The 20,659-nt window shown below is 66.4% G+C and carries 18 protein-coding genes; 8 read left to right on the top strand and 10 right to left on the bottom strand.

Annotated elements, in window-relative coordinates; genetic code table 11:
- Positions 1–15: 15 nt before the first annotated feature.
- The gene (locus tag BMW66_RS08890; protein ID WP_175483197.1) at positions 16–1,710 is read right to left on the bottom strand and encodes a thiamine pyrophosphate-requiring protein; all 1,695 of its coding nucleotides are present in this window, start codon (positions 1,708–1,710) and stop codon (positions 16–18) included.
- A gap of 457 nt (positions 1,711–2,167) precedes the next feature.
- Between BMW66_RS08890 and BMW66_RS08895 the strand changes: the two genes are divergently transcribed.
- Positions 2,168–3,892: a cation:proton antiporter gene (locus BMW66_RS08895; protein ID WP_217639297.1), complete on the top strand. Its 1,725-nt coding sequence runs from the start codon at positions 2,168–2,170 to the stop codon at positions 3,890–3,892.
- Between the two features lie 38 nt (positions 3,893–3,930).
- The gene (locus BMW66_RS08900) at positions 3,931–5,487 is read left to right on the top strand and encodes a fused MFS/spermidine synthase (protein ID WP_245729412.1); all 1,557 of its coding nucleotides are present in this window, start codon (positions 3,931–3,933) and stop codon (positions 5,485–5,487) included.
- A gap of 19 nt (positions 5,488–5,506) precedes the next feature.
- Here the strand turns inward: BMW66_RS08900 and BMW66_RS08905 are convergent, their stop codons facing one another.
- Positions 5,507–5,971 (bottom strand): MAPEG family protein, encoded by a 465-nt coding sequence (locus tag BMW66_RS08905; RefSeq protein WP_093117588.1) that lies wholly within the window; start codon positions 5,969–5,971, stop codon positions 5,507–5,509.
- A 168-nt stretch (positions 5,972–6,139) separates the two neighbouring features.
- On the opposite strand from BMW66_RS08905, the gene BMW66_RS08910 reads away from it, so the two are divergent.
- The 5 genes from BMW66_RS08910 to BMW66_RS08930 all read left to right on the top strand — a co-directional run bounded on the left by BMW66_RS08910 (position 6,140) and on the right by BMW66_RS08930 (position 9,228).
- Positions 6,140–7,018, top strand: coding sequence for a carbon-nitrogen hydrolase family protein (locus BMW66_RS08910; protein WP_093117590.1), 879 nt, complete (start codon positions 6,140–6,142; stop codon positions 7,016–7,018).
- Positions 7,019–7,159: 141 nt separating this feature from the next.
- Positions 7,160–7,378 carry a translation initiation factor IF-1 gene (infA, locus tag BMW66_RS08915; RefSeq protein ID WP_005978431.1) on the top strand — a complete coding sequence of 73 codons (219 nt, stop codon included), beginning with the start codon at positions 7,160–7,162 and terminating at the stop codon, positions 7,376–7,378.
- 55 nt (positions 7,379–7,433) lie between these two features.
- Positions 7,434–8,021 carry a Maf family protein gene (locus BMW66_RS08920; protein WP_093117669.1) on the top strand — a complete coding sequence of 196 codons (588 nt, stop codon included), beginning with the start codon at positions 7,434–7,436 and terminating at the stop codon, positions 8,019–8,021.
- The gene (locus tag BMW66_RS08925; protein ID WP_093117592.1) at positions 8,018–9,040 is read left to right on the top strand and encodes a ribonuclease E/G; all 1,023 of its coding nucleotides are present in this window, start codon (positions 8,018–8,020) and stop codon (positions 9,038–9,040) included. Before BMW66_RS08920 ends, BMW66_RS08925 begins: the two co-directional genes overlap by 4 nt.
- Positions 9,037–9,228 (top strand): DNA gyrase inhibitor YacG, encoded by a 192-nt coding sequence (locus tag BMW66_RS08930; RefSeq protein WP_093117594.1) that lies wholly within the window; start codon positions 9,037–9,039, stop codon positions 9,226–9,228. The genes BMW66_RS08925 and BMW66_RS08930 overlap by 4 nt, the downstream gene beginning before the upstream one ends.
- Positions 9,229–9,363: 135 nt before the next feature.
- Here the strand turns inward: BMW66_RS08930 and BMW66_RS08935 are convergent, their stop codons facing one another.
- The 7 genes from BMW66_RS08935 to BMW66_RS08965 all read right to left on the bottom strand — a co-directional run bounded on the left by BMW66_RS08935 (position 9,364) and on the right by BMW66_RS08965 (position 18,805).
- Positions 9,364–9,747, bottom strand: a complete 384-nt coding sequence (locus BMW66_RS08935) for a RidA family protein (protein ID WP_093117596.1) — start codon at positions 9,745–9,747, stop codon at positions 9,364–9,366.
- A 74-nt stretch (positions 9,748–9,821) separates the two neighbouring features.
- A complete protein-coding gene (locus BMW66_RS08940; RefSeq protein WP_093117598.1) occupies positions 9,822–11,093 on the bottom strand; it encodes an MFS transporter in 1,272 nt (423 codons plus the stop codon).
- Between the two features lie 156 nt (positions 11,094–11,249).
- Entirely contained in the window at positions 11,250–11,495 is a 246-nt protein-coding gene (locus BMW66_RS08945; protein WP_093117600.1) for a MoaD/ThiS family protein, read from the bottom strand.
- Positions 11,488–13,755 (bottom strand): xanthine dehydrogenase family protein molybdopterin-binding subunit, encoded by a 2,268-nt coding sequence (locus BMW66_RS08950; RefSeq protein ID WP_093117602.1) that lies wholly within the window; start codon positions 13,753–13,755, stop codon positions 11,488–11,490. The genes BMW66_RS08945 and BMW66_RS08950 overlap by 8 nt, the downstream gene beginning before the upstream one ends.
- Entirely contained in the window at positions 13,755–14,234 is a 480-nt protein-coding gene (locus BMW66_RS08955) for a (2Fe-2S)-binding protein (RefSeq protein WP_093117604.1), read from the bottom strand. Before BMW66_RS08955 ends, BMW66_RS08950 begins: the two co-directional genes overlap by 1 nt.
- On the bottom strand, positions 14,231–15,097 hold the full coding sequence (locus BMW66_RS08960) for an FAD binding domain-containing protein (RefSeq protein WP_093117606.1): 867 nt from the start codon (positions 15,095–15,097) through the stop codon (positions 14,231–14,233). Before BMW66_RS08960 ends, BMW66_RS08955 begins: the two co-directional genes overlap by 4 nt.
- A gap of 264 nt (positions 15,098–15,361) precedes the next feature.
- A complete protein-coding gene (locus tag BMW66_RS08965; RefSeq protein WP_093117608.1) occupies positions 15,362–18,805 on the bottom strand; it encodes an indolepyruvate ferredoxin oxidoreductase family protein in 3,444 nt (1,147 codons plus the stop codon).
- Positions 18,806–18,930: 125 nt separating this feature from the next.
- On the opposite strand from BMW66_RS08965, the gene BMW66_RS08970 reads away from it, so the two are divergent.
- Positions 18,931–19,401: an Lrp/AsnC family transcriptional regulator gene (locus BMW66_RS08970; RefSeq protein WP_093117610.1), complete on the top strand. Its 471-nt coding sequence runs from the start codon at positions 18,931–18,933 to the stop codon at positions 19,399–19,401.
- 786 nt (positions 19,402–20,187) lie between these two features.
- On the opposite strand, the gene BMW66_RS08980 is transcribed toward BMW66_RS08970, so the two are convergent.
- Positions 20,188–20,604, bottom strand: a complete 417-nt coding sequence (locus tag BMW66_RS08980) for a hypothetical protein (RefSeq protein WP_093117614.1) — start codon at positions 20,602–20,604, stop codon at positions 20,188–20,190.
- Positions 20,605–20,659: the final 55 nt, after the last annotated feature.

The following is a 20,659-nucleotide window of genomic DNA, read 5'->3' on the forward strand; positions in this document are numbered from 1 at the left end:
CCGCTGTCTGCCGGGTTAGCGCCGGGTGGCAACGTCGATCAGCGCCGCGCCCTTGCGGGCGGTCACGTGAGCGAGGGCCTCGGCCAGCGCGGATGAAAACTCCGCGTGGGTGGTCGCGCGCAGGCCAAGGGCGCGCGAGGCGCGGGCGATGGCGCCGAAATCCGGGCTGGGGGCCAGCCCGGTCAGGGGCATGTCGTTGGTCTGCGCGGCGTGGCCGTCGGGGTAGAGCCCGAGCACCGATTGCCGCACCGCGCCCCAGTCGGCATTGTTGAGAACCACTATCAGGATCGGCAGGCGGAGCGCCTCGGCGATCTGGTGGCAGGCGACAGGGTTGGCGAACATGTAGGAGCCATCCCCCATCGTCGCGACGACAAGCCGGTCCGGATCGGCCAGTTGCATCCCCATCGCGGCGGGAAAGGACCAGCCAAGGCCCCCGGCGTGCGGTTCTTGATACCATGCCTGATGATGCGAAAGCTGCATAGGCGCCATGGGCGCGCCAAGCTCTGACAGAACGATCGCATCGCGCCCGGCAAGCGCGTCTGAAAGCGCAAGCGCGATCTGCGCCTTTGTCATGCCGTCACCATCGTCCGGGGCCGCGGCATCCAGCACCCGCGCACGAGCGGAGGTGTTGGCGGCGGCCATGCTCTGGTGGCGGATCGCCACGGCCGGGCCCGGGGTGTGCCCGTTCAGCGCCGACGCCAGCGCGACAAGCCCCGGCTCCAGCTCGCAGGCAATGGAGAGGTCGGCGCGAAAACTGCGGATCGGGGTGCGCGTGGACAGCGGGTCCGGCCCCATGTGGACCACTGTGGCATCGGGGTGCGGGGCGTGCGCATCGGGCATCCACGGGGCGAGCGTGTCAAGGCAGATCACGAGATCGGCCTTGTCAAGAAGGGGTGCGGGGTCTGCCGGGGCGGCCATCGGGTGATCGGTGGGCAGGGCAAGCTGCACCGCCCAATACTGGCAAACGGGGATCGCCCAATCCTCGGCAAGGCGTTGCAGCGCCGCGAAACCGTCGGCCCCGCCCGCGCCGTGCTGGGCGAAGATCACCGGCGATTGCGCCTCTGCGATCAGGCGTGCGAGCCGGGCGATGGCCTGAGGGCCCGGTTCGGCATCGGGCGCGCGCATGGCGGGTGGGGCGTCGAGTTCGGTGGCGGGGCAAGGCTCGCACAGCACTTCGCGCGGGAGCGAGATATAAACCGGCCCGCGAGGCGTCGTCGTGGCAATGGCCAGTGCCCGGTCGACAAGGGCCGGAGCCTGTTCGGGAAAGCGCAGCTCATAGTCCCATTTGCTGGCCTCGCGCACCAGCGCCGTCTGGTCGCGCATTTCCTGTCCCCAGCCGATGGGAACGGTGCGCGCGCCGAAGCGCCCGGCCTCGGTGGTCGGGGTGCGCCCCGAGAACAGCAGGACCGGCACATGTTCCACGTGGGCGTTGATCGCGCCGATGGCACAGTTGGCCAGCCCGACATTGGTATGCGCCATCACCGCCTGCGGCCGTCCGGTGGCGAGGTAGTAGCCATGCGCCATACCCATCGCGGCATGTTCATGCGGAATGGTCAGGGCGTGGGGCAGGGGCATGTCGGTCGCCGCGGCCTCCGCCAGCCCTTCGATGATGGGCGGAAAATCGGTGCCCGAATTGGCGAAGATGTAATCCACCCCCACGGATCTGAGGCGCGAGAGCAGGGCGGCCCCTGCCGATACGGTTCTGGTCATCTGGCGATCCCTCCCATGACGCGGTGATCTGCCCTTGTCGGGTCCGGGCATTGTGCCGGGCGAGACGGCGAGATGGAACACAAACCTGACACGAGATGACGCGCGGGACCGATATGAGGTTGACGCACCGCGCGGCGGGGCGCGCAGAGGCCGGGGCATATCCGGGCAAGCCGTTGTTAACGCGAAAGAACCGCTGTGCGGTATCACGTCGGTATTACGTCGGTATCGCGTCGGTGCCGCCGCGTGCCGGACGGGTCTTCGGGCGGGATGTGTTAACTTTTGACCGCGTAGGTGATGCAGGCGCGGTGCAGAGACCGAAAACCGTACCGGGAGATCTTGTGGTCGGCTTTGCGGTCATGCGAAAGACCCGATGGGGCTCTTTCGGGGAAAGCTGACGCAAGGGTCGTGGCGCCGGGTTGGCCTTGCGCGGCGGGGCGCACGTCGAAAAGGGGCAGGGATGGAAGCCATCGTTCAATCCGCATTCGGTGAGGTCGCGGTTCTGCTGGTCATGGCCGCGGTGATCGGGCTTCTGGGGCTGATTCTGCGCCAGCCGCTGATCGTCAGTTTCATCGCGGTGGGTCTGCTGGCCGGGCCGTCGGCGCTTGATGTGGTGCACGCCGATGAACAGATCGACCTTCTGTCGGAGCTGGGAATCGCGGTTCTGCTCTTTCTGGTGGGGATCAAGCTCGACGTGAAGCTGATCCGCTCTCTGGGGGCGGTGTCGCTTCTGACGGGTCTGGGGCAGGTGGCCTTCACCTCGATCTTCGGCTACCTCATCGGGCTGTCGCTTGGCCTTGGCCATATCACAAGCGTCTACGTCGCCGTGGCGCTGACGTTCTCCTCGACCATCATCATCGTGAAGCTGCTGTCGGACAAGCGCGAGATCGATTCGCTGCACGGGCAGATCGCGCTCGGGTTTCTGATCGTTCAGGATCTTGTCGTCGTTCTGGCGATGATCGTGCTTTCGGCCATCGGGATCGGCGCGGGCGAAGGGGACGGCGGTGAAAGCTCCGGCTCGGTGCTTCTGGTGCTGGCGTCGGGCGTGGCGATGGTGGCGCTTGTCATCCTTTTCGTGCGCTATGTCGCCAACCCGCTGACGGAGCGGCTGGCCCGCGCGCCGGAACTGCTTGTGATCTTTGCCATCGCACAGGCGGCGATGTTCGCGGCTATCGGGGATTTCGTCGGTCTGGGCAAGGAGGTGGGGGGCCTTCTGGCGGGGATCTCTCTGGCCTCGACCGCCTACCGCGAGACGATCGCGGCGCGTCTGGCGCCCTTGCGTGACTTTCTGCTTCTGTTTTTCTTCATCGCGCTTGGCGCGACGCTCGACCTGTCTCTTCTGGGGGCGCATGTCACCGGCGCGATCGTCTTTTCCCTTTTCGTGCTGATCGGGAACCCGCTGATCGTGCTGGCCATCATGGGGGCCATGGGCTACCGCAAGCGCACCGGGTTTCTCGCCGGGTTGACGGTGGCGCAGATCAGTGAGTTTTCGCTCATCTTCATCGCCATGGGGGTGTCGCTGGGGCATATTCCCCAGAATGCGCTTGGCCTTGTGACCATGGTCGGGCTGGTGACGATCGCGGCCTCGACCTACATGATCACCTATTCCCATCACCTTTACGCTGCGCTTGAGCCGCTTTTGGGCATATTCGAAAGACGGGGCACGCCGCGCGAGCCCAGCGAGGCGGGCGCGCATCAGGAAGGCAAGTACAGCGTCGTGATCTTCGGTCTGGGCCGGTTCGGCACGGCGATCGGCATGCGACTTCACAAGCGGGGCATCAAGGTGCTCGGCGTGGATTTCAACCCACAGGCGGTGCGCCGTTGGCGCCAGATGGGCCTTGATACGGAGTTCGGCGATGCGAGCGATCCGGAGTTCATTGCCGAATTGCCCCTCAGGCGGGCGGAATGGGTTGTCTCCACCGTGCCGATACACCCCAAGGGGCTGAGCTATGAGGATACCAGAACCACGCTGATACAACTGACCCGCACGGCCGGATTTCAGGGGCGTATCGCCGTGGCTTCGCATAGTCCGATGGATACCGAGGACCTTATCGGCGCGGGGGCCGATATCGTGATCGAGCCGTTTCAGGATGCCGCCGACCGCGCCGTGGAGCTTCTGTGCGGTGCGCCGGAGGAGGAACGCACCGAGATTCCGCAGATCGAGACGGAAGAAAAGCAGATGTAGCGCCTCGATGCGCGGCCTGTCTTGCGCATGGCGTGAATATGAGAAAGCCTGCGGCGGGCGCAGCACAAGAGGGTATCGTGACAGTCATGCACAGGTCAGGCGGGATTCAACCGCATCTTTGGGTTCTCGTCCTTGTGCAGGGGGTGGTCTCCGCCGCGTCGCTGGTGGTGGAGATCCTCGCCGGGCGGATGCTGGCGCCGCATGTGGGCATGTCGCTTTACACCTGGACAAGCGTGATCGCCATCGTTCTGGCGGGGTTTTCGCTGGGGCATTGGTGGGGCGGACGGATCGCGAACCGGCCGATTGAAGAGGCGCTGCGGATCACCGGATGGACGTTGATTGGCGCGGCGCTCACCACGGCGGCGGCGGCATGGCTTCTTCGGCTGGCGGCGGGGCCGGTGCTGGGCACGGTGGAGCATCCGATCTGGGCCATCGTGGTGTTGTGTTCGGCGGTGTTCTTTCTTCCCTCGCTCTTTGCCGGGGTGCCCGCGCCGGTTCTGGCGCAGGTGGCCGTCGTCCGGTCGGAGCGGTCGGGCGAGGCGCTGGGGGCGATGTTCGCCGCCGGCGCTGTCGGCGCCATCGCCGGAACCCTTCTGGCGGGGTTCCTGTTCATCTCGTGGCTGGGCACGGCGGCGACGCTGGCGGTGGTCACGGCGGTCTATGTCCTCGCCGCGCTGGTCTGTTTCGCACTGTCGCGGCGCGTCACGGCGCGATTGGGGGCGGCCCTTGTGGTGATCGGCGCGGGGCTGACGGGGCTGCCGCTTCTGGCGCCGCCGCAATGTGATCACGAGAGCGATTATTTCTGTATCCGGACGGTCGATCTGTCGGCCGATCCGGCGCGGCCTGTGCATCTCATGGTGCTTGACCATCTTGCCCACGGGATCGGCGCGCGCGACGTGCCGCAGGTGATGTTCACCGAACATGCGGCGATGCTACTGGAGCTGTCGAAGCGGCGCGCGCCGTCGCCGGAGGCCACCAGCTATTTCATCGGCGGTGGCAGTTACTCGGTGCCGCGCGCGCTGGCCGATGCGGGCTTTGGCGAGATCACGGTGTCGGAGATCGACCCCATGGTGACCGAGATCGCGGAGCGCGATTTCTGGCTCGACCGCTCGGAGATGGTCATTTTCCACGAGGACGCGCGGCGCGCCCTGCTGAGCCGGCCGGAGCGCCGCTATGACCTGATCGTGGGCGATGCCTTCACCGATGTCGCGGTACCCGCGCATCTGATCACGCGGGAGTTCATGCAGCTTGTGGCGGGCCGGCTGACGCCCGAGGGCAGTTACCTGATGAATGTCATCGACTACGAGGGGCGGTTGCGGGCGCTTGCCAGCATGGTGGCCACGGCGCGCGAGGTGTTCCCGCATGTCGAGGTCTGGACCCGCACGGACAGGCCCCCGCCGGGCGAGCGGGCGGTGTTCGTTCTGGTCGCCGGGCGCGCGCCCGGCGGGCAGGGCGGTTTTGTCGTGCCCGCGCCCGAGCCGGTGCGTTTTGCCGCGCTGCCGCAGGAAGCGTTGGCCCGGCTTGCCGAGACGCGCGGGCAGATCCTCACGGACGATTTCGCCCCGATCGACCGGCTGATGGGGCGGATGGACTGAGTTCCCCGCGCGCGGCGCGCTATACCAGCGCCGCCCAGAGCACGAAGAGCGCCATGGCGATCACGAAGAGCGAGCCGATGGTGTAGAAGGAGGCGCGCACCTCGTGGTTCTGTGCGGTGAGATAGGCCGCCGCATGGGCCAGCCGCGCCGCCACGAACCCATAGAGCAGCAGCGATGCCAGCCAGCCCGGCGGCGCGGCGATCACGAAGATCAGCCCGATGGCGAGAAAGGCGGGGATGTTCTCCAGATCGTTGCGGTGCATCCGGCGCGAGCGGTCGACGTAATCGTTCAGGTCAAGCTGTTCCGGCCGCGGGTCGGGGTTGAGCGGCGTGGCGCGCAGATCCTCGGGGTTGACCAGCCCCGCGTTGCTTTTCATCATGCGGTAGACGGTCATCCAGCCCTGCCCCATGATCTTGAGCACCATGAGTGCGGCGGCGATGGCATAGGTGATGAACACCGGGTTGTCGAATGTCAGTGCGGTCATTGTCTTGTCCCTTCCGTCCTGTCCCTTTCCTTTCCGACCGGTTCGGCAGTCCCGTGGCTGCCTGCGCGCGACCGGCGATGAGGGGCAGTCTGGCGCATCGGGCATATACAAGTCACCCGAATTTCCGCTAAACCCCCAGTCGAGGTCACCAACAGACAGGATCAGCGCATGAAAATCGCGACCGCCGCCTATCCGCTCGATGTGCTGGAAAGCTGGGCCGCCTATGAGGACAAGATATTCAACTGGGTGAGCGAGGCCGCCGGGCAGGGGGCGGAGCTTCTGGTGTTTCCCGAATACGGCGCGATGGAGCTGGCGACGCTGGTGGGGCCGGAGGTGGCCGCGGATCTTGAGGCGTCGAGCCGCGCGGTCTCGGACCGGATCGAGGCGGTCGACGCGCTTTATGCGCATCTGGCGCTGGAGTTCGGGGTGCATATCCTCGGCGCCTCTGCGCCGGTATACGATGGCGGGGCGCGGCCGGTGAACCGGGCGCGGCTTTTCGCGCCGGACGGCAAGACGGGCGCGCAGGACAAGCAGATCATGACCCGCTATGAGCGCACGCCCTGGGACGTTGTGCCGGGCGGGCCGCTGCGGCTCTTCGACACGGCGCTTGGCCGGATCGGGGTTCTGATCTGCTATGACAGCGAGTTCCCGCTTTTCGGCCGGGCGCTGAGCGAGGCGGAGTTGATCCTCGTGCCGTCATGCACCGAGGCGCTGGCGGGCTACAGCCGGGTGCGGATCGGGGCGATGGCGCGGGCGTTGGAAAACCAGTGCGTGACGGTCATGTCCTCGACTGTGGGGGCGGCGCCGTGGTCGCCGGCAGTGGATGAAAACACCGGCATGGGCGGGGTGTTCGGTCCACCCGATCACGGATTTCCGCCCACGGGCGTGATCGCCGAAGGGCAGCTGAACCACCCCGGCTGGACCTATGCGGAGGTCGATCTGGCACGCGTGGCCGAGGTGCGCGCCGATGGCGGCGTGCTCAATCAGGCGCATTGGGCCGAGCAGGAGCCACGCGCGCAGGCGGTGGAGCGGGCGGCGCTGCGCTGACCAGCAGGCCGGCGCGCGCGGCGGGTGCGGGGGCCGAATAGGCCTTTGCGGCGCGAATCGAATCAGGCTTGAAAAACCCCCCGATTCCCCCCATTTAGGGGCAGCCCGCAGCTTTGGCGGGGGACAAACACAGGAGAGACCATGGCCAAGGAAGATACGCTCGAATTTCCCGGTGTCGTGAAGGAACTCCTGCCGAATGCGACATTCAGGGTCGAGCTTGAGAACGGCCATGAGATCATCGCGCATACGGCAGGCAAGATGCGCAAGAACCGCATCCGTGTTCTGGCAGGCGACAAGGTTCAGGTGGAAATGACACCCTATGACCTGACCAAGGGGCGGATCAACTACCGCTTCAAGTAAACCGCGCTCCCGGGGGGACCCCCGGGCACGGCCCAGATGCACGGGGATGCTCAACATGAAACTGATCCTCGGCTCCGGCAGCCCGCGCCGCCGCGACCTGCTTGCGCAGATCGGGGTTGTCGCGGATGAGATACGCCCCCCCGAGATCGACGAGACCCCCGCAAAGGGGGAGGTGCCGCGCAATTATGCGCGGCGCATCGCGTTGGAAAAGGTGCAGGCGGTGCCCACGGGCGGCGAGCATGAGATCGTGCTTTGCGCCGATACCACCGTCGCGATGGGGCGGCGCATCATGGGCAAACCCGCCGATGCGGGCGAGGCGGCGGCCTTCCTGAGTGCCCTGTCGGGGCGGCGGCACCGGGTGATCACGGCGGTGGCAGTCAAACGCGCGGGCCGGATCTGGACGCGCGACGTGCTTAGCGCGGTGAAGATGAAACGGCTTTCGGATCTTGAGCTGAACGCTTATCTGGCGACCGGCGACTGGGCGGGCAAGGCGGGCGGCTATGCCATCCAGGGGCCGGCGAGCGCCTTCATCCCGTGGATCAGCGGATCGCATTCGGCCATCGTGGGGCTGCCACTGGCGGAGACCGCGGCGCTCTTGCTGGCGGCGGGGTATCCACTTTATCACGGTCAGGGGGACGCATGAAGGGACGGCAGATCATTCTCGACCATCTGGAGGGGCGCGAGGCGGCGGCCCTGATGGTGGACGGGCGGTTGCAGGATCTGCTGGTCGATGGCGACGGGCCCCGCCCCGGCACGGTCTATCGCGCGATCGCCGACCGCCCGGTGAAGGGGCAGGGCGGCATGTTCCTGCGCACGCCTGAGGGAAGCGTTTTTCTGCGGCAGATCAGGGGGTTGAGCCCCGGTCAGCCGCTTCTGGTGCAGGTGACGGGCCATGCCGAACCGGGCAAGGCGGTGCCGGTGACACAAAAGATCCTGTTCAAGAGCCGCTATGCCATTGTCACGCCGGAGGCGCCCGGTCTCAACGTGAGTCGGACGATCAAGGACGAGGAGGAGCGCGAGCGCCTTCTGGAGATCGCGCATGAGGTGATGGAGGGCTCTGACATGGGTCTGATCCTGCGCTCTGCCTGCGCCGGGGCCGGGGCCGGGGAGATCGCCGAGGATATCGCCGAGATGCGCGCGCTGGCCGAGACGGCCGCAGCCGATCCCGAGGGCGAGGCCGAGGTGCTGACCACCGGGGACGGGCCGCACGTTCTGGCCTGGCGCGACTGGACCGATCCGGCGGAGGTGGAGACCGCGCCCGGCGGGTTCGAGCGGCATGGCGTTCTCGACGAGATCGAGGCGCTGCGGGGGGCGTATGTGCCGCTTGCGCAGGGCGCGGGGATCTATGTGGAGCCGACGCGTGCGCTTGTGGCGGTGGATGTGAATACCGGGGGCGATACCAGCCCGGCGGCGGGCCACAAGGCCAATATCGCCGCGGCGCGCGAGCTGCCGCGGCAGTTGCGGCTGCGCGGGCTGGGCGGGCAGATCACGCTCGACCTGGCGCCGATGCCGAAGAAGGAGCGCCGCAGTTTCGAAAGTGCGCTGCGCGCGGCGTTTCGGGGCGACGAGGTGGAGACGGTCTTTGCGGGCTGGACGCCGCTGGGCCATTACGAATTGCAGCGCAAGCGCGCGCGCGTGCCGGTTCTGGAGGTGCTGTCATGAGCTGTCCGATTTGCAAGAAGGAGACCGATCGCACCTATCGCCCGTTCTGTTCGCGGCGTTGTGCGGATATCGACCTGGGCAATTGGTTCGCGGGCGATTACGCGGTGCCGTCGCAGAACCCCGATGAGGCGCTGGAGGCCCTTGAAGCGCTGGAAAATGGCGCTTCGGACCCTTCCAAGCCGCATTGAGGCGGGCGGGATCCGGGTTCCGGCCAACGCAGGCCCATGTCAGTTTGCGTTCGGGCCATGCAGGCCCCGGGGCTCTGCCCCGGACCCCGAGGTATTTGACCCGAAAAAATGCACGGGGGCCGGAGTCTTGCGCGGTCAGGTGGCGGCGATGGCCTCGATTTCGACGAGAAATTCGGGGCGGGTGAAGCCCGACACGATCAGCAGGGTGGAGGCGGGCAGGGCCGCCAGCCCGCCGAGATAGGCATCGCGCGCCGCCATGTAGCCGGCCATATGGGCGCGGTCTGTGACATAGGCGTTGAGGCGCAGGATATTGGCGCGCGTCATGCCATCCTCGGCGAGAATCAGGTCTATGTTGGACAAGCAGATTTCGGCCTGACCTTGGGCGTCTTCGGGCACGATGCCATCCGGCGCGAGGCCGAGCTGACCGCTGGTGACCAGAAGGCGGCTCGCGGGGACGGCGATGCCGTGGCTGTAGGCGGCGAAGGGCGGGGCCAGTCCGGCAGGGGTGAGGGGGGTCATTGCTGTCAACTCCGTCGTGTGGGCTGGCGTTGCCGTGCAGGATGCCAGACTTTCCGGTGCGGGCAAGGCTGCGGTCAGGACTGCGCGGCGTCCTCCTCCTCGCGGTCCGCCTCGGCCTGTTCGGCGGCCCAAGTGCCCGCGGCCTCCACCGCCACGGTGGAGGTGGTGGGCAGAACGCCCAGATAGCTTTCGGTCTCGTCCACCGGCGCGGTCGCGCGTTGCGTCATGCGGTAGAGCGCATAGAGCGCGATCGCGGCGAAGGTCGCGCCAAGCACCAGCCAGAAGCCAAACGGGCCAACCCCTTCCATCGCCCAGCCGGTGACCATCGGACCGGCGATCGCGCCCAGCCCGAAGGTGAAGACCAGCCCGCCGGAGGCCGCCGGCATATCCTCGACCGGCAGCGAATCGTTGGTGTAGGCCAGAAACAGGGCATAAAGCGGCGTCGTCACACCGCCGGCAAAGAACGCGGCCGCCATCAGGGGCCACAGACCCCCGCCGGTGATCCAGCCCACGGCGCAGGAGGTCGCGCCGAGCGCGGCCGCCCCGAAGATCAGCTTGCGGCGGTCCATCCGGTCCGAGAGCCAGCCGATGGGGTATTGCATCAGCAGCGCGCCGGCGAAGAGCATCGCGACGAAGAGCGCGATCTGCGACGCCGTCATCCCGATTTGCGTGCCGAAGACCGCGCCCATGCCCGATTGCGTCGCATAGACGCCGCCCAGAAGGAAGATCCCCACGGTTCCCAGCGGCGAGCCGATGAAAAGCTGACGCAGCGACATCGGGCGCGCCACATCGACCGCCGGGACAGGGGTGGCCGACAGCAGGATGGGCGCGAAGGAGATCGACACGAGGATCGAGGCCCCGATGAAGAGCACCGACGTGCCCGCATCGCCCAGCGTTAGAAGCCCCTGCGCGCCGATGATGCCCAGCGTCTGCGCGATCATGTAGGCCGACAGCACCTTGCCGCGTGTCTCGTTGGTGGCGGCGTTGTTCAGCCAGCTTTCGGCGGCGACATAGATGCCCGACATGCAGAAACCCACCAGAACCCGCAGGATCGTCCAGGCCCAGGGGTCTGTCAGCAGCGGAAAGGCGATCAGCCCCGCCGACATGAAGCTGCCAAGCGCCGCGAAGACCCGCACATGCCCCACCCGGCGGATCATCAGCGGGGTGATCCGGGCGCCCGACAGGAAACCGAGAAAGTAGCCGGAGGTGACGATGGCCAGTTCGGTGGCCGAGAACCCCTCGATCCCGCCGCGCAGGCCGATCAGGGTGAAATGCATGCCGTTGCCCAGCATGATGAGCACGATTCCGAGCAGAAGGGCCCAGACCCCGGACAACACCTTGATCATGACATGACCCTTCGCGCGCTGAACACCTCGCTCCCTTTTAGGGATGTCGCACAGGTCTGACAACGCTGCCGTTGCCGCAGCGCCGCATTCGTGCCTGTTCCCGACACGCGGTCAGGGGGAAGGTCCGGCCTGGAATCGCGCGGCGAGCGCCCGTCACTAGCCGCCCTTGAGGCGCTGCATCAGGAACACCTCGCTGTCCGGTGCGATCGGCTCATCCTGCGCGCTGGCGATGATGCGGCCATCAACGGCGACCGACACGCCCGCGTCGATCGCCTCTTGCAGGCCGGGATGCTTTTCCACCAGCGCGTCGAGGAGGGCGCCGACGGTATCGGCCTGCACCTCGACCACCTCCTTGCCATCGGCCAGCGGGCGCAGGCCGGACCAGAGGTTGACCTCAACCATCGCGGGTCTGCTCTTCCAGCGCCTCCAGAATCCGGGGCGGCGACATGGGCAGTTGCCGCAGACGCACGCCCGCCGCCGCCGAGACCGCGTTGGCGATGGCCGCCAGCGGCGGGCAGATCGAGGTCTCGCCCACGCCGCGCACGCCGTAGGGGTGGCCGGGGTTGGGCACCTCGACGATCACCGTGTCGATCATCGGCAGGTCGGAGGCCACGGGGATGCGGTAGTCGAGGAAAAGCGGGTTCTGAAGGCGCCCGTCCTCTCCGTAGATGTATTCCTCGTTCAGGGCCCAGCCGATGCCCTGCGCCGCGCCGCCCTGAAACTGCCCCTCGACGTAGGTGGGATGGATCGCCTTGCCGGCGTCCTGCACCACGGTGTAGCGCACCACGGAGGTCTTGCCGGTCTCGGGATCGACCTCGGCATCGACGATATGGGTGGCGAAGCTGACGCCCGCGCCTTCGGGCGTGGCCTCATAGTGGCCGCAGATCGGCCCGCCGGTGGCGCCCATCTTGCGCGTGATCTCCGCGATCGGCATGGGGGGAAACTCGCCCGCGTTCGGCCCCGACGGCACCGCGCAGCCGTCTTCCCATTTCACCGCATCCTCGGGGATGCCCCATTTCGCCGCCGCGCGCGCGCAGAGCTTTTTCACCGCGTCCTCGGCGGCCTTGATCGTGGCCAGCCCGGAGGCGTAGGTCACGCGGCTGCCGTGCGAGATCTCGTTATAGCCCAGAGAGGCGGTATCGGCGATGATCACGCGGATGTTGTCATAGGGCACGCCCAGAACCTCGGCCGCCATGAGCGCAATCGAGGCGCGCGAGCCGCCAATGTCGGGGGTGCCGACGGCAAGCTGCACGGTGCCATCCTCCGACAGGGCTAGCGAGACGGAGGTTTCCCCGCCGTGGTTGAACCAGAACCCGCAGGAGATGCCGCGGCCCTGCCCCGGCTTCAGCGGGGCGGTGTAATGCGGGTGGGCCTTCGCGGCCTCCAGCGTCTCGACAAGGCCGATACGCTGGAACCGGGGGCCGTAGCTGGCCTTCGTGCCTTCGTGCGATGCGTTCCTGAGCCGCGTGTCGATGGGATCGAGGCCGAGCTGGTTGCACAGCTCGTCGATCACCGATTCCACCGCGAAGGCCGCCATCGGGGAGCCGGGCGCGCGGTAGGCGGCCTGCTTGGGCCGGTTGGTCATCACGTCATAGCCGATCTGATGCACGTTCTTGAGCGCATAGGGCGCGAAGGCGCACATGGCGGTCATGTCGGCGGGCGCGCCGGGGAAGGCGCCGCCCTGAAGCCGGAAGACGCCCTGCGCGGCGGTGATGGTGCCGTCCTTCTTCATCCCGATTTTCACGTCCATCGAGGTCGAGGAGGTGGGGCCGGTGGCGCGGAACACCTCCGCGCGGCTCATCACCAGTTTCACCGGGCGGCTGGCCTTGCGCGACAGGGCCAGCGCGACGGGTTCGATGAAGACCGCCGTCTTGCCGCCGAAGCCGCCGCCGATCTCGGAGGCGGTGACGCGCAGCTGACTGGTTTCCAGATCGAGCAGCGCGGCGCAGACCTTCTGCACGTTCCAGTGGCCCTGCGTGCAGCACCACAGTTCCCCCTTGCCGTCGGCGCCAAGCTGGGCGAGGCAGGCGTGCGGTTCGATATAGCCCTGATGGGTGGCCTCGGTGACGAAGTGATCCTCGATCACCAGATCGGCCTCGGCAAAGCCGGCCTCCACGTCGCCGTGGCCGCTTTCGTGATAGCCCGCGACATTGGGGTGCATCCCGTCGGGCACGGTGCCGGCGGCGACGCCCTCCCGGATCACCGGGGCATCGGGCTGCATGGCCTTGTCCACGTCGGTGACATGGGGGAGCGGCTCATACTCCACCTCGATCAGTTTGAGCGCGTCCTTGGCGGCGAGCGCGGAGGTGGCGGCCACCGCCGCGATGGCGTGACCGTCGTAAAGCGCGGTGTCGCCGGCCATGACGTTTTCGAGGATGTTCCAGTTCTCGCCCTTCATGCCGGGGGCCGGTTGCAGCGATTGCGTGAAATCGGCGCGGGTGACGATGGCCTTCACGCCGCGGGCCGCCTCGGCCTTCGACGTGTCTATGTTCAGGATGCGCGCATGGGCGTGCGGGCTGCGCAGGATGGCGGCGTGCAGCATCCCCGAGGCGTGGGCGTCGGCGCCGAAGCGGGCGCGCCCCGTCACCTTGTCGAGCCCGTCGGGCCGGTCGGGGCGGGTGCCGATGAACTTGAAGCTGCCTTTTTGGTCGTCCAGTGCCATTACGACGCCTCCCGCATGTCCTTGGCCGTGTCCATCACGGCGCGAATGATCTTGTCATATCCCGTGCAGCGGCAGAGATTGCCCGCCAGCCAGTAGCGCACCTCGGATTCGGTGGGGTCGGGATTCTTCTCCAGCAGGGACTTGGCCGCGACGAGGATACCCGGCGTGCAGATCCCGCATTGCAGCGCGGCATATTCGATGAATTTCTGTTGCAGCGGGTGCAGGGTTTCGCCTTCCGCGATCCCTTCCACGGTGCCGATCTCATGGCCCTCCGCCTCCACGGCGAGCACGAGGCAGGAGCAGACGAGCCGCCCGTCGAGCGTGACCGAACAGGCGCCGCAGTCGCCGGTGCCGCAGCCTTCCTTGGAGCCGGTGAGGTTGAGCTGGTCGCGCAGCACGTCGAGAAGCGTCTCGCGCGGGTCGCAGAGGAATTCGGCCTCGTCGCCGTTCACCTTCGTATTGACGTGGATCATGCTCATTTGCGGTCTCCCTTGGCACGGGCGTAGGCGATTCTGGCGGCGCGCTGAGCCAGAACGCCGGCCACCTTGGTGCGGAACTTGATGGTGCCGCGTCTGTCGTCGATGGGGTTGCAGGCGGCGCGGGCCGCCTCGGCGAGTTTGTCCAGTGCCGCGTCATCCAGCGTGGAGCCGACCAGCGCGGCGCCCGCCTCGGGCACGAGGCTCACGGTGGGGGCCACCGCGCCGAGGGCGACGCGCGCCTCTGTCACGGTGTCGCCGTCAAGGCGCAGGTTGACCGCCGCGCCGACCACGGCGATGTCCATTTCGGTGCGGGGAATGAAGCGCAGATAGGCATCCCCCGCGCTGTGCCCGCGCGGGGGCAGGTGCAGGGCGCTGATCACCTCGCCGGTCTCAAGGCAGGTCTTGCCGGGGCCGGTGGGCACATCCTCCACCGCGATCTCTCGGGTGCCGCCGGGGCCGGTGACGGTGACATGGGCGCCGGCAGCGACCAACGCGGGCACGCCGTCGGCGGCGGGCGAGCCGTTGCACAGGTTGCCCACGAGGGTGGCGCGGCCCTGTATCTGCGTGGAGCCGATGAGATCCATCGCCTCGACCACGCCGGGCCAGTCCAGCTTGAGGCGGGGGTGTTCGGTCATCTCCGCGCCGGAGACGGCCACGCCGATGCGCCAGCCGCCGTGATCCTCATGCGTGATGACGCGCACGCCGGGGATATGCTTGATGTCGATGAGGTCATCGGGGGTGAAGATATCGGAGCGAAGCTGCACGAGCACGTCGGTGCCGCCGGCGAGAAAGCGGGCTGAGCCGCCGGCCTTCGCGGCCAGTGCGGAGGCGTCTTCAAAGCTGTCTGGTGTGTGGTATCTCATTGGCTCTTTCCTGATCCGGGCGGCAGGCGCGCGCCCGGGCCCATACGGTCATTGCTTATCTTGCGCATACACTGACCAATCCTCCGGGCAGGCACAAGTGGGGGCGGTGCCGGGGAAGCGGAAATTTTCCAAGCCTGACCGGATGGGGCACGCGAAGTGTGCGCAGATGCCTTTGCGCTCGGGGCGCGCAGCCCCCGGGATGGCACCCCCGGCCCCCAGAGGACTGATGCAAGGATGAAGGGCGCGGCGCGCGCCTGCTGACGGCTATGCGCCGGGGTAGCGTGCCAGTTCGGTTTGCATCGCCGCGCGGGTCTTGTCCGCCGCCTCCTGCTTGACCGGGCCGTAGCCGCGGATTTCCATGACCATCGCGGCGATGCGCGCGGCCTCGTCGCGGGTGTTCGCGTTCAGCCCGTCCAGAAGCCGGTCGATCGTGGCCTCATACTCCGCGATCAGGGCGCGTTCCATGCGGCGTTCCCCGGTGAGGCCGAAGGGGTCGAGCGGCGTGCCGCGCAGGCCCTTCATCCGCGCCAGAAGCCGCATGGGCGCGCGGACCCAGCCGCCGAGGGCGCGTTTCTTGGGGCGTCCGCGCCAGTCGGTGCCCGAGGGCAGGAACGGCGGGGCCAGATGGTGTTTCACGCTGTAATCGCCTTCGAAGCGGTCCGACAACCCCTCGATGAAGCCGGTCTGCGTGTGCAGGCGGGCGACCTCGTATTCGTCCTTGTAGGACATGAGCTTGAAGAGCCCTTTCGCCACCGCCTCCGACAGCGCGCCGGGGGCGCCGCAGGTGTCCGTTTCGGCTTGCTGCATCTTTGCCAGCGTGGTGCGGTAGCGGTCTGCCCAGGCGGCGTTCTGATAGCCGGTCAGAAACTCCGCCCGGCGGTCGATGATCTGGTCGAGGGTGTCGGGTTCGGGGTCCGTCTCCCCGGTGATGGCAGCGGTTTTTTCGGGCATGGCCTGCGCCACGCGGCCCCATGCGAAGGCGGTCTTGTTGCGTTCGACCGCCACGCCGTTCAGCTCTATCGCGCGCATCAGCGCGGGCAGGCCCAGCGGCACGAGCCCCGCCTGCCAGGCCGCGCCCAGCATCAGCACATTGGCGAAGACAGTGTCGCCCATCAGTTTCTCGGCCAGCGTGTTGGCGTTCAGCACGGTCAGATCGGCCACCTCCTTGCCGACCGATCCGAGACGCACCTGCGTCATCAGGTCGGCGTCGCGGTTGCGGGTGAAATCGCCGGTGGGCATCTCGGCGGCGTTCAGCACGCCGCGCGTCTTGCCCCGGCGGTAGGTGGCGGAGGCCTTGGGCGAGGAGCTGACCACGAGATCGCAGCCGATGAGCGCGTCGGCCATGCTCGGGCCGATGCGCACCTGCTGTATGTCCTCGGGCCGGGCCGCCACGCGCAGATAGCTCAGCACCGGGCCGAATTTCTGCGCAAAGCCCATGAAGTCGAGCACGCTCGCTCCCTTCTGTTCGAGATGCGCGGCCATCGCGATGAGCTGCCCCACGGTGACGACGCCGGTGCCGCCCACGCCGGTGACAAGGATGTCGAAGGGCGCATCGAGCACGGGCAGGGCGGGCGCGGGCAGCGATTGCGCCAGCGCCTCCACATCCTCGGCGACGGGGGCGGGCTTTTTCCTTGTACCGCCCTCGACCGTGACGAAGGAGGGGCAGAAGCCGTCCAGGCAGGTGAAATCCTTGTTGCAGGAGTTCAGGTTGATCTGCCGCTTGCGGCCAAACTCCGTCTCCAGCGGTTCGACGGAGAGGCAGTTGGAGGCCACCGAGCAATCGCCGCAGCCCTCGCAGACGAGCGGGTTGATGACGGCGAACCGCTTGGGATCCTCCATCTTGCCGCGCTTGCGCAGGCGGCGTTTCTCGGTCGCGCAGGTCTGTTGATAAATCAGAACGGTGACGCCCGGCACCTCGCGCAGCTCGCGTTGCACGGTGTCGAGATCGTCGCGGTGATGGATGCCCACGCCGGGCGGCAGATCGGCGGGTTTGAACTGTTCGGGATGGTCGGAGACGACATGCACCGCGCGGGCGCCTTCGGCGGTCATCATGCTGGCGATCGACTCGACGGTGAGGGGGCCGTCCACATGCTGCCCGCCGGTCATGGCCACCGCGTCGTTGAACAGAACCTTGTAGGTGATATTGGTGCCGGCCGCGACGGCCTGCCGGATGGCGAGCGAGCCGGAGTGGTAGAAGGTGCCCTCGCCCAGATTCTGGAAGATGTGCTTGCCGCCGTTGTAGCGGCTGCGCGCGACCCAGTTGACGCCTTCGCCGCCCATCTGGATCAGCGAGGTGGTGTCGCGGTCCATCCAGCTTGCCATGAAGTGACAGCCGATGCCGGCCATCGCCTGCGAGCCTTCGGGCACGCGGGTGGAGGTGGAATGCGGGCACCCCGAGCAGAAATAGGGCGTGCGCGTCGCGCCGGGGACATTGATCACCGGCGGCGGCGGGGCGATCTTCGCGGCCACCTCGCCCAGCCCGAGATCGAAGTTGTGGTCGAGCCGGGCGGCCACGATCTCCGCAAGCTGTTGCGGAGAGAGTTCCCCCGTCCAGGGCACGAGGCGGTTGCCGTCCTGATCGCGCTTGCCGACCATGCGTTCGGGCGTGCGGCCCGGATCGTCGTAAAAATATTCCTTGAGCTGGCTTTCGATGATGCCACGCTTTTCCTCGATCACCAGCAGTTCGCGCTTGCCGCGCGCGAACTCCAGCGCCAGTTCGTGTTCGACCGGCCAGACCATGCCGATCTTGTAGATGTCGATGCCCAACTCGCGGCATTTGCTTTCGTCCAGCCCCAGAAGGCGCAGCGCCTCCATCAGGTCGAGGTGGCCCTTGCCGGTGGTGACGATGCCGAAGCGGGCGTTCTCTGTGCCATAGATGGCGCGGTCGATGGGGTTGGCGTGGGCGAAGGCGAGCACCGCCTCTTTCTTGTCCTCCAGCCGCGCCTCGATCTGCGGGCCGGGCAGGTCGGGCCAGCGGTAGTGCAACCCGTCGGCGGGCGGGGTGTAATTGGGGGTCTTGAACACGCGATCCTTCGGCAGATCGAAGGACATGCCCGATTCCACCGTCTCCGAGATCGCCTTGAACCCCACCCATGTGCCCGAGAACCGCGAGAGCGCATAGCCGTATTCCGCGAACTCAATGTATTCGGCCACATTGGCCGGATTCAGCGTCGGCATGAAGAAGGACATGAAGGCCACGTCCGACTGATGTGACATCGACGAGCTGACGCAGCCGTGATCGTCGCCCGCGACCACCAGCACACCGCCGCCTGGCGAGGCGCCATAGGCGTTACCATGCTTGAGCGCGTCGCCGGAGCGGTCCACCCCCGGCCCCTTGCCATACCACAGGCCGAACACCGCCTCGCAGGTCTTGTCGGGGTCCGTCTCCACCTGCTGCGTGCCGATCATCGCGGTGGCGGCGAGATCCTCGTTCACCGCCGGAAAGAAGGTCACCCCCTCCTGCTCTGCCAGATCCGGGATGCGGCCGAATTCGAGGTCGACGCCCCCCACCGGCGAGCCCCGGTAGCCGGAGACATAGCCGCGGGTGTCGCGCCCGGCCTCGCGGTCGCGGCGGGCCTGATCGAGGGCGATGCGGACGATGGCCTGCGTGCCGGTGAGAAAGACCCGGCCCTCGCGTTTGGTGTAGCGGTCGTCAAGCTCATACTCCATCGGGGTGACGGGATCGGGAAACTGGCTGTGTCTGGTCATGGCGCGCTCCTGTTTGCCGAAAGGGTAGCGCGGGCGGGGCGGAGAATGTTACCAGATGACTTGCCCGATGGGGCCTGCGGGGGTAAGATCATCCACTTTTCGCGCCTGGATGAAAGGATTTTGCGATGTCGGGTGAAATGCCGCTAGACCCTTCCGATCTGCGCATCCTGCGCGCCTTGCAGCGGGACGGGCGGATGTCCAATCAGGATCTGGCGGAGGCGAGCGCCATGTCCGGCTCGGCCTGCTGGCGGCGGGTGCGGGCGCTGGAAAAGGCGGGGGTGATCGAACGCTACAGCGTCGTTCTGAACGCCGAGGCCTGCGGGCTGGAGTTTCACGCGATGGTGCACGTGGGCCTGACAAGGCATGAGCCGGAGAGCGTCCAACGCTTTGTAAAGGCTGTGAAATATCGTGAGGAAGTGCTCGACTGCTACTCCACCACCGGGGACGCCGATTACCACCTGCGGGTGTGCTGCCGCAACAAGGCGGCCTATACGACGTTCCTTGAGGAGTTCCTGTTTCGCATCCCCGGCGTGTCCACCGTGCGCACCAACCTGATCCTCGACGAGATCAAGCAGAATGAGCCGCTGCCGCTCTGATAGGGCGAATCGGGCCAAGCCCTTGTTAACGCTGGAAAACCCATGTCGGTAAAACGTCGGTATTTTGTCGGTATTGCGTCGGTGGCGCTGTTCGGAATCGGCGCCGTTAACAGGACGGTCTTTAGGGTTTGGTCAGATCGGTTGAGATTTGGTGAAGACGGGAAGGGCCGCGCCCGACCTGGGGGGGGCGCCTGCGCGGCGGGGCGGAATAAGGTGGCATCGCGCCTGCCGCGCCGGGGGAGATGCGCGCAAAGGATGCAATCGCGCCCTCCCGGGGGAGGTCGGGCGCGGCCCGGCGGTGCCGCCGGGCGGTGGGGGTGATTTTGAGAGGGAGATTGGGGGAGAGAGTGGGGGCGGGCATCGGCGCAGAACTGTCACGCCAAGTGCCGGGAAGGTTGGGTTGTGGCCTTGAAGCTGCCCTCGTTTTGAGCTCTCCTACCGGTACTATTTAGCATTTTGGAGACTTGAGATGACGGTATTTGAAGAGGTCAAAGAACTTGTACAAAGCATCTCACCACGATGCATTTGCGACGATTGTATCGCTCAGAAGCTTGATCTCTCAGTGCGACAACACGCAAACCACAAGTCACGCGAACTGTCAGAGCACTATGGCTTCACACGAATAAAGCGAGTTTGCTCGGTTTGTGGCGCTGAAAAACTTGCGATCAGCTATCGGTGACAGGCTGAAGCGGACCCATCGCGCTTGCTCAAAATCTGCGTAAGCTGACCTTCACCGCAGGGGGGCGCATACAAGTAGACTGCAAGACGGGCGAATATGAGCCGTGTTCATCCCAACCTATGCCAAGCGTCCCTGAACTGTGGTTGATCATAAGCCTTGGGCTGTAGCCAATGGGACTTTGATCCTGTCTTGCTCTTTGCAGGATCGCTGTGGAAGCATATCTCTTTGACCTCTTCCAAAGACAAGATGAAACAAGTCGGGTTTTCTTCCTTTGCGTTGATCGTGATAATCCACCAATCGGAACGTAAGTTGTCTAGGTTTGCCCCTAAACCCACCGGGGCGCGTTTTGAAAGCCCTTTGCTTTGAACACCAAAAATTATTGATTCATCGTCATTGGCGCAAAACAAATCGCTACCTTTAGCATTTCGGGCCGTCGGCATTACGTTCCATCCCTTTCGAGAGAGTTGCCAAGCAGCGTAGTGCATGGCTGCATTGCCCGTTGCCTGTGATGATTTGACGTCCATTTTGCCTTCCAAGCAAGAACCATGATGCATCCCCAAGACTACAGAACTCTAAGCT

Source organism: Salinihabitans flavidus (assembly GCF_900110425.1).
Lineage (GTDB): Bacteria > Pseudomonadota > Alphaproteobacteria > Rhodobacterales > Rhodobacteraceae > Salinihabitans > Salinihabitans flavidus.

Bases quoted from the DNA above. Each gene is read 5' to 3' on its own strand.
- BMW66_RS08890 (WP_175483197.1), bottom strand. From the start codon at position 1,710: ATGACCAGAACCGTATCGGCAGGGGCCGCCCTGCTCTCGCGCCTCAGA.
- BMW66_RS08895 (WP_217639297.1), top strand. From the start codon at position 2,168: ATGGAAGCCATCGTTCAATCCGCATTCGGTGAGGTCGCGGTTCTGCTG.
- BMW66_RS08900 (WP_245729412.1), top strand. From the start codon at position 3,931: ATGAGAAAGCCTGCGGCGGGCGCAGCACAAGAGGGTATCGTGACAGTC.
- BMW66_RS08905 (WP_093117588.1), bottom strand. From the start codon at position 5,971: ATGACCGCACTGACATTCGACAACCCGGTGTTCATCACCTATGCCATC.
- BMW66_RS08910 (WP_093117590.1), top strand. From the start codon at position 6,140: ATGAAAATCGCGACCGCCGCCTATCCGCTCGATGTGCTGGAAAGCTGG.
- infA (WP_005978431.1), top strand. From the start codon at position 7,160: ATGGCCAAGGAAGATACGCTCGAATTTCCCGGTGTCGTGAAGGAACTC.
- BMW66_RS08920 (WP_093117669.1), top strand. From the start codon at position 7,434: ATGAAACTGATCCTCGGCTCCGGCAGCCCGCGCCGCCGCGACCTGCTT.
- BMW66_RS08925 (WP_093117592.1), top strand. From the start codon at position 8,018: ATGAAGGGACGGCAGATCATTCTCGACCATCTGGAGGGGCGCGAGGCG.
- BMW66_RS08930 (WP_093117594.1), top strand. From the start codon at position 9,037: ATGAGCTGTCCGATTTGCAAGAAGGAGACCGATCGCACCTATCGCCCG.
- BMW66_RS08935 (WP_093117596.1), bottom strand. From the start codon at position 9,747: ATGACCCCCCTCACCCCTGCCGGACTGGCCCCGCCCTTCGCCGCCTAC.
- BMW66_RS08940 (WP_093117598.1), bottom strand. From the start codon at position 11,093: ATGATCAAGGTGTTGTCCGGGGTCTGGGCCCTTCTGCTCGGAATCGTG.
- BMW66_RS08945 (WP_093117600.1), bottom strand. From the start codon at position 11,495: ATGGTTGAGGTCAACCTCTGGTCCGGCCTGCGCCCGCTGGCCGATGGC.
- BMW66_RS08950 (WP_093117602.1), bottom strand. From the start codon at position 13,755: ATGGCACTGGACGACCAAAAAGGCAGCTTCAAGTTCATCGGCACCCGC.
- BMW66_RS08955 (WP_093117604.1), bottom strand. From the start codon at position 14,234: ATGAGCATGATCCACGTCAATACGAAGGTGAACGGCGACGAGGCCGAA.
- BMW66_RS08960 (WP_093117606.1), bottom strand. From the start codon at position 15,097: ATGAGATACCACACACCAGACAGCTTTGAAGACGCCTCCGCACTGGCC.
- BMW66_RS08965 (WP_093117608.1), bottom strand. From the start codon at position 18,805: ATGACCAGACACAGCCAGTTTCCCGATCCCGTCACCCCGATGGAGTAT.
- BMW66_RS08970 (WP_093117610.1), top strand. From the start codon at position 18,931: ATGTCGGGTGAAATGCCGCTAGACCCTTCCGATCTGCGCATCCTGCGC.
- BMW66_RS08980 (WP_093117614.1), bottom strand. From the start codon at position 20,604: ATGGACGTCAAATCATCACAGGCAACGGGCAATGCAGCCATGCACTAC.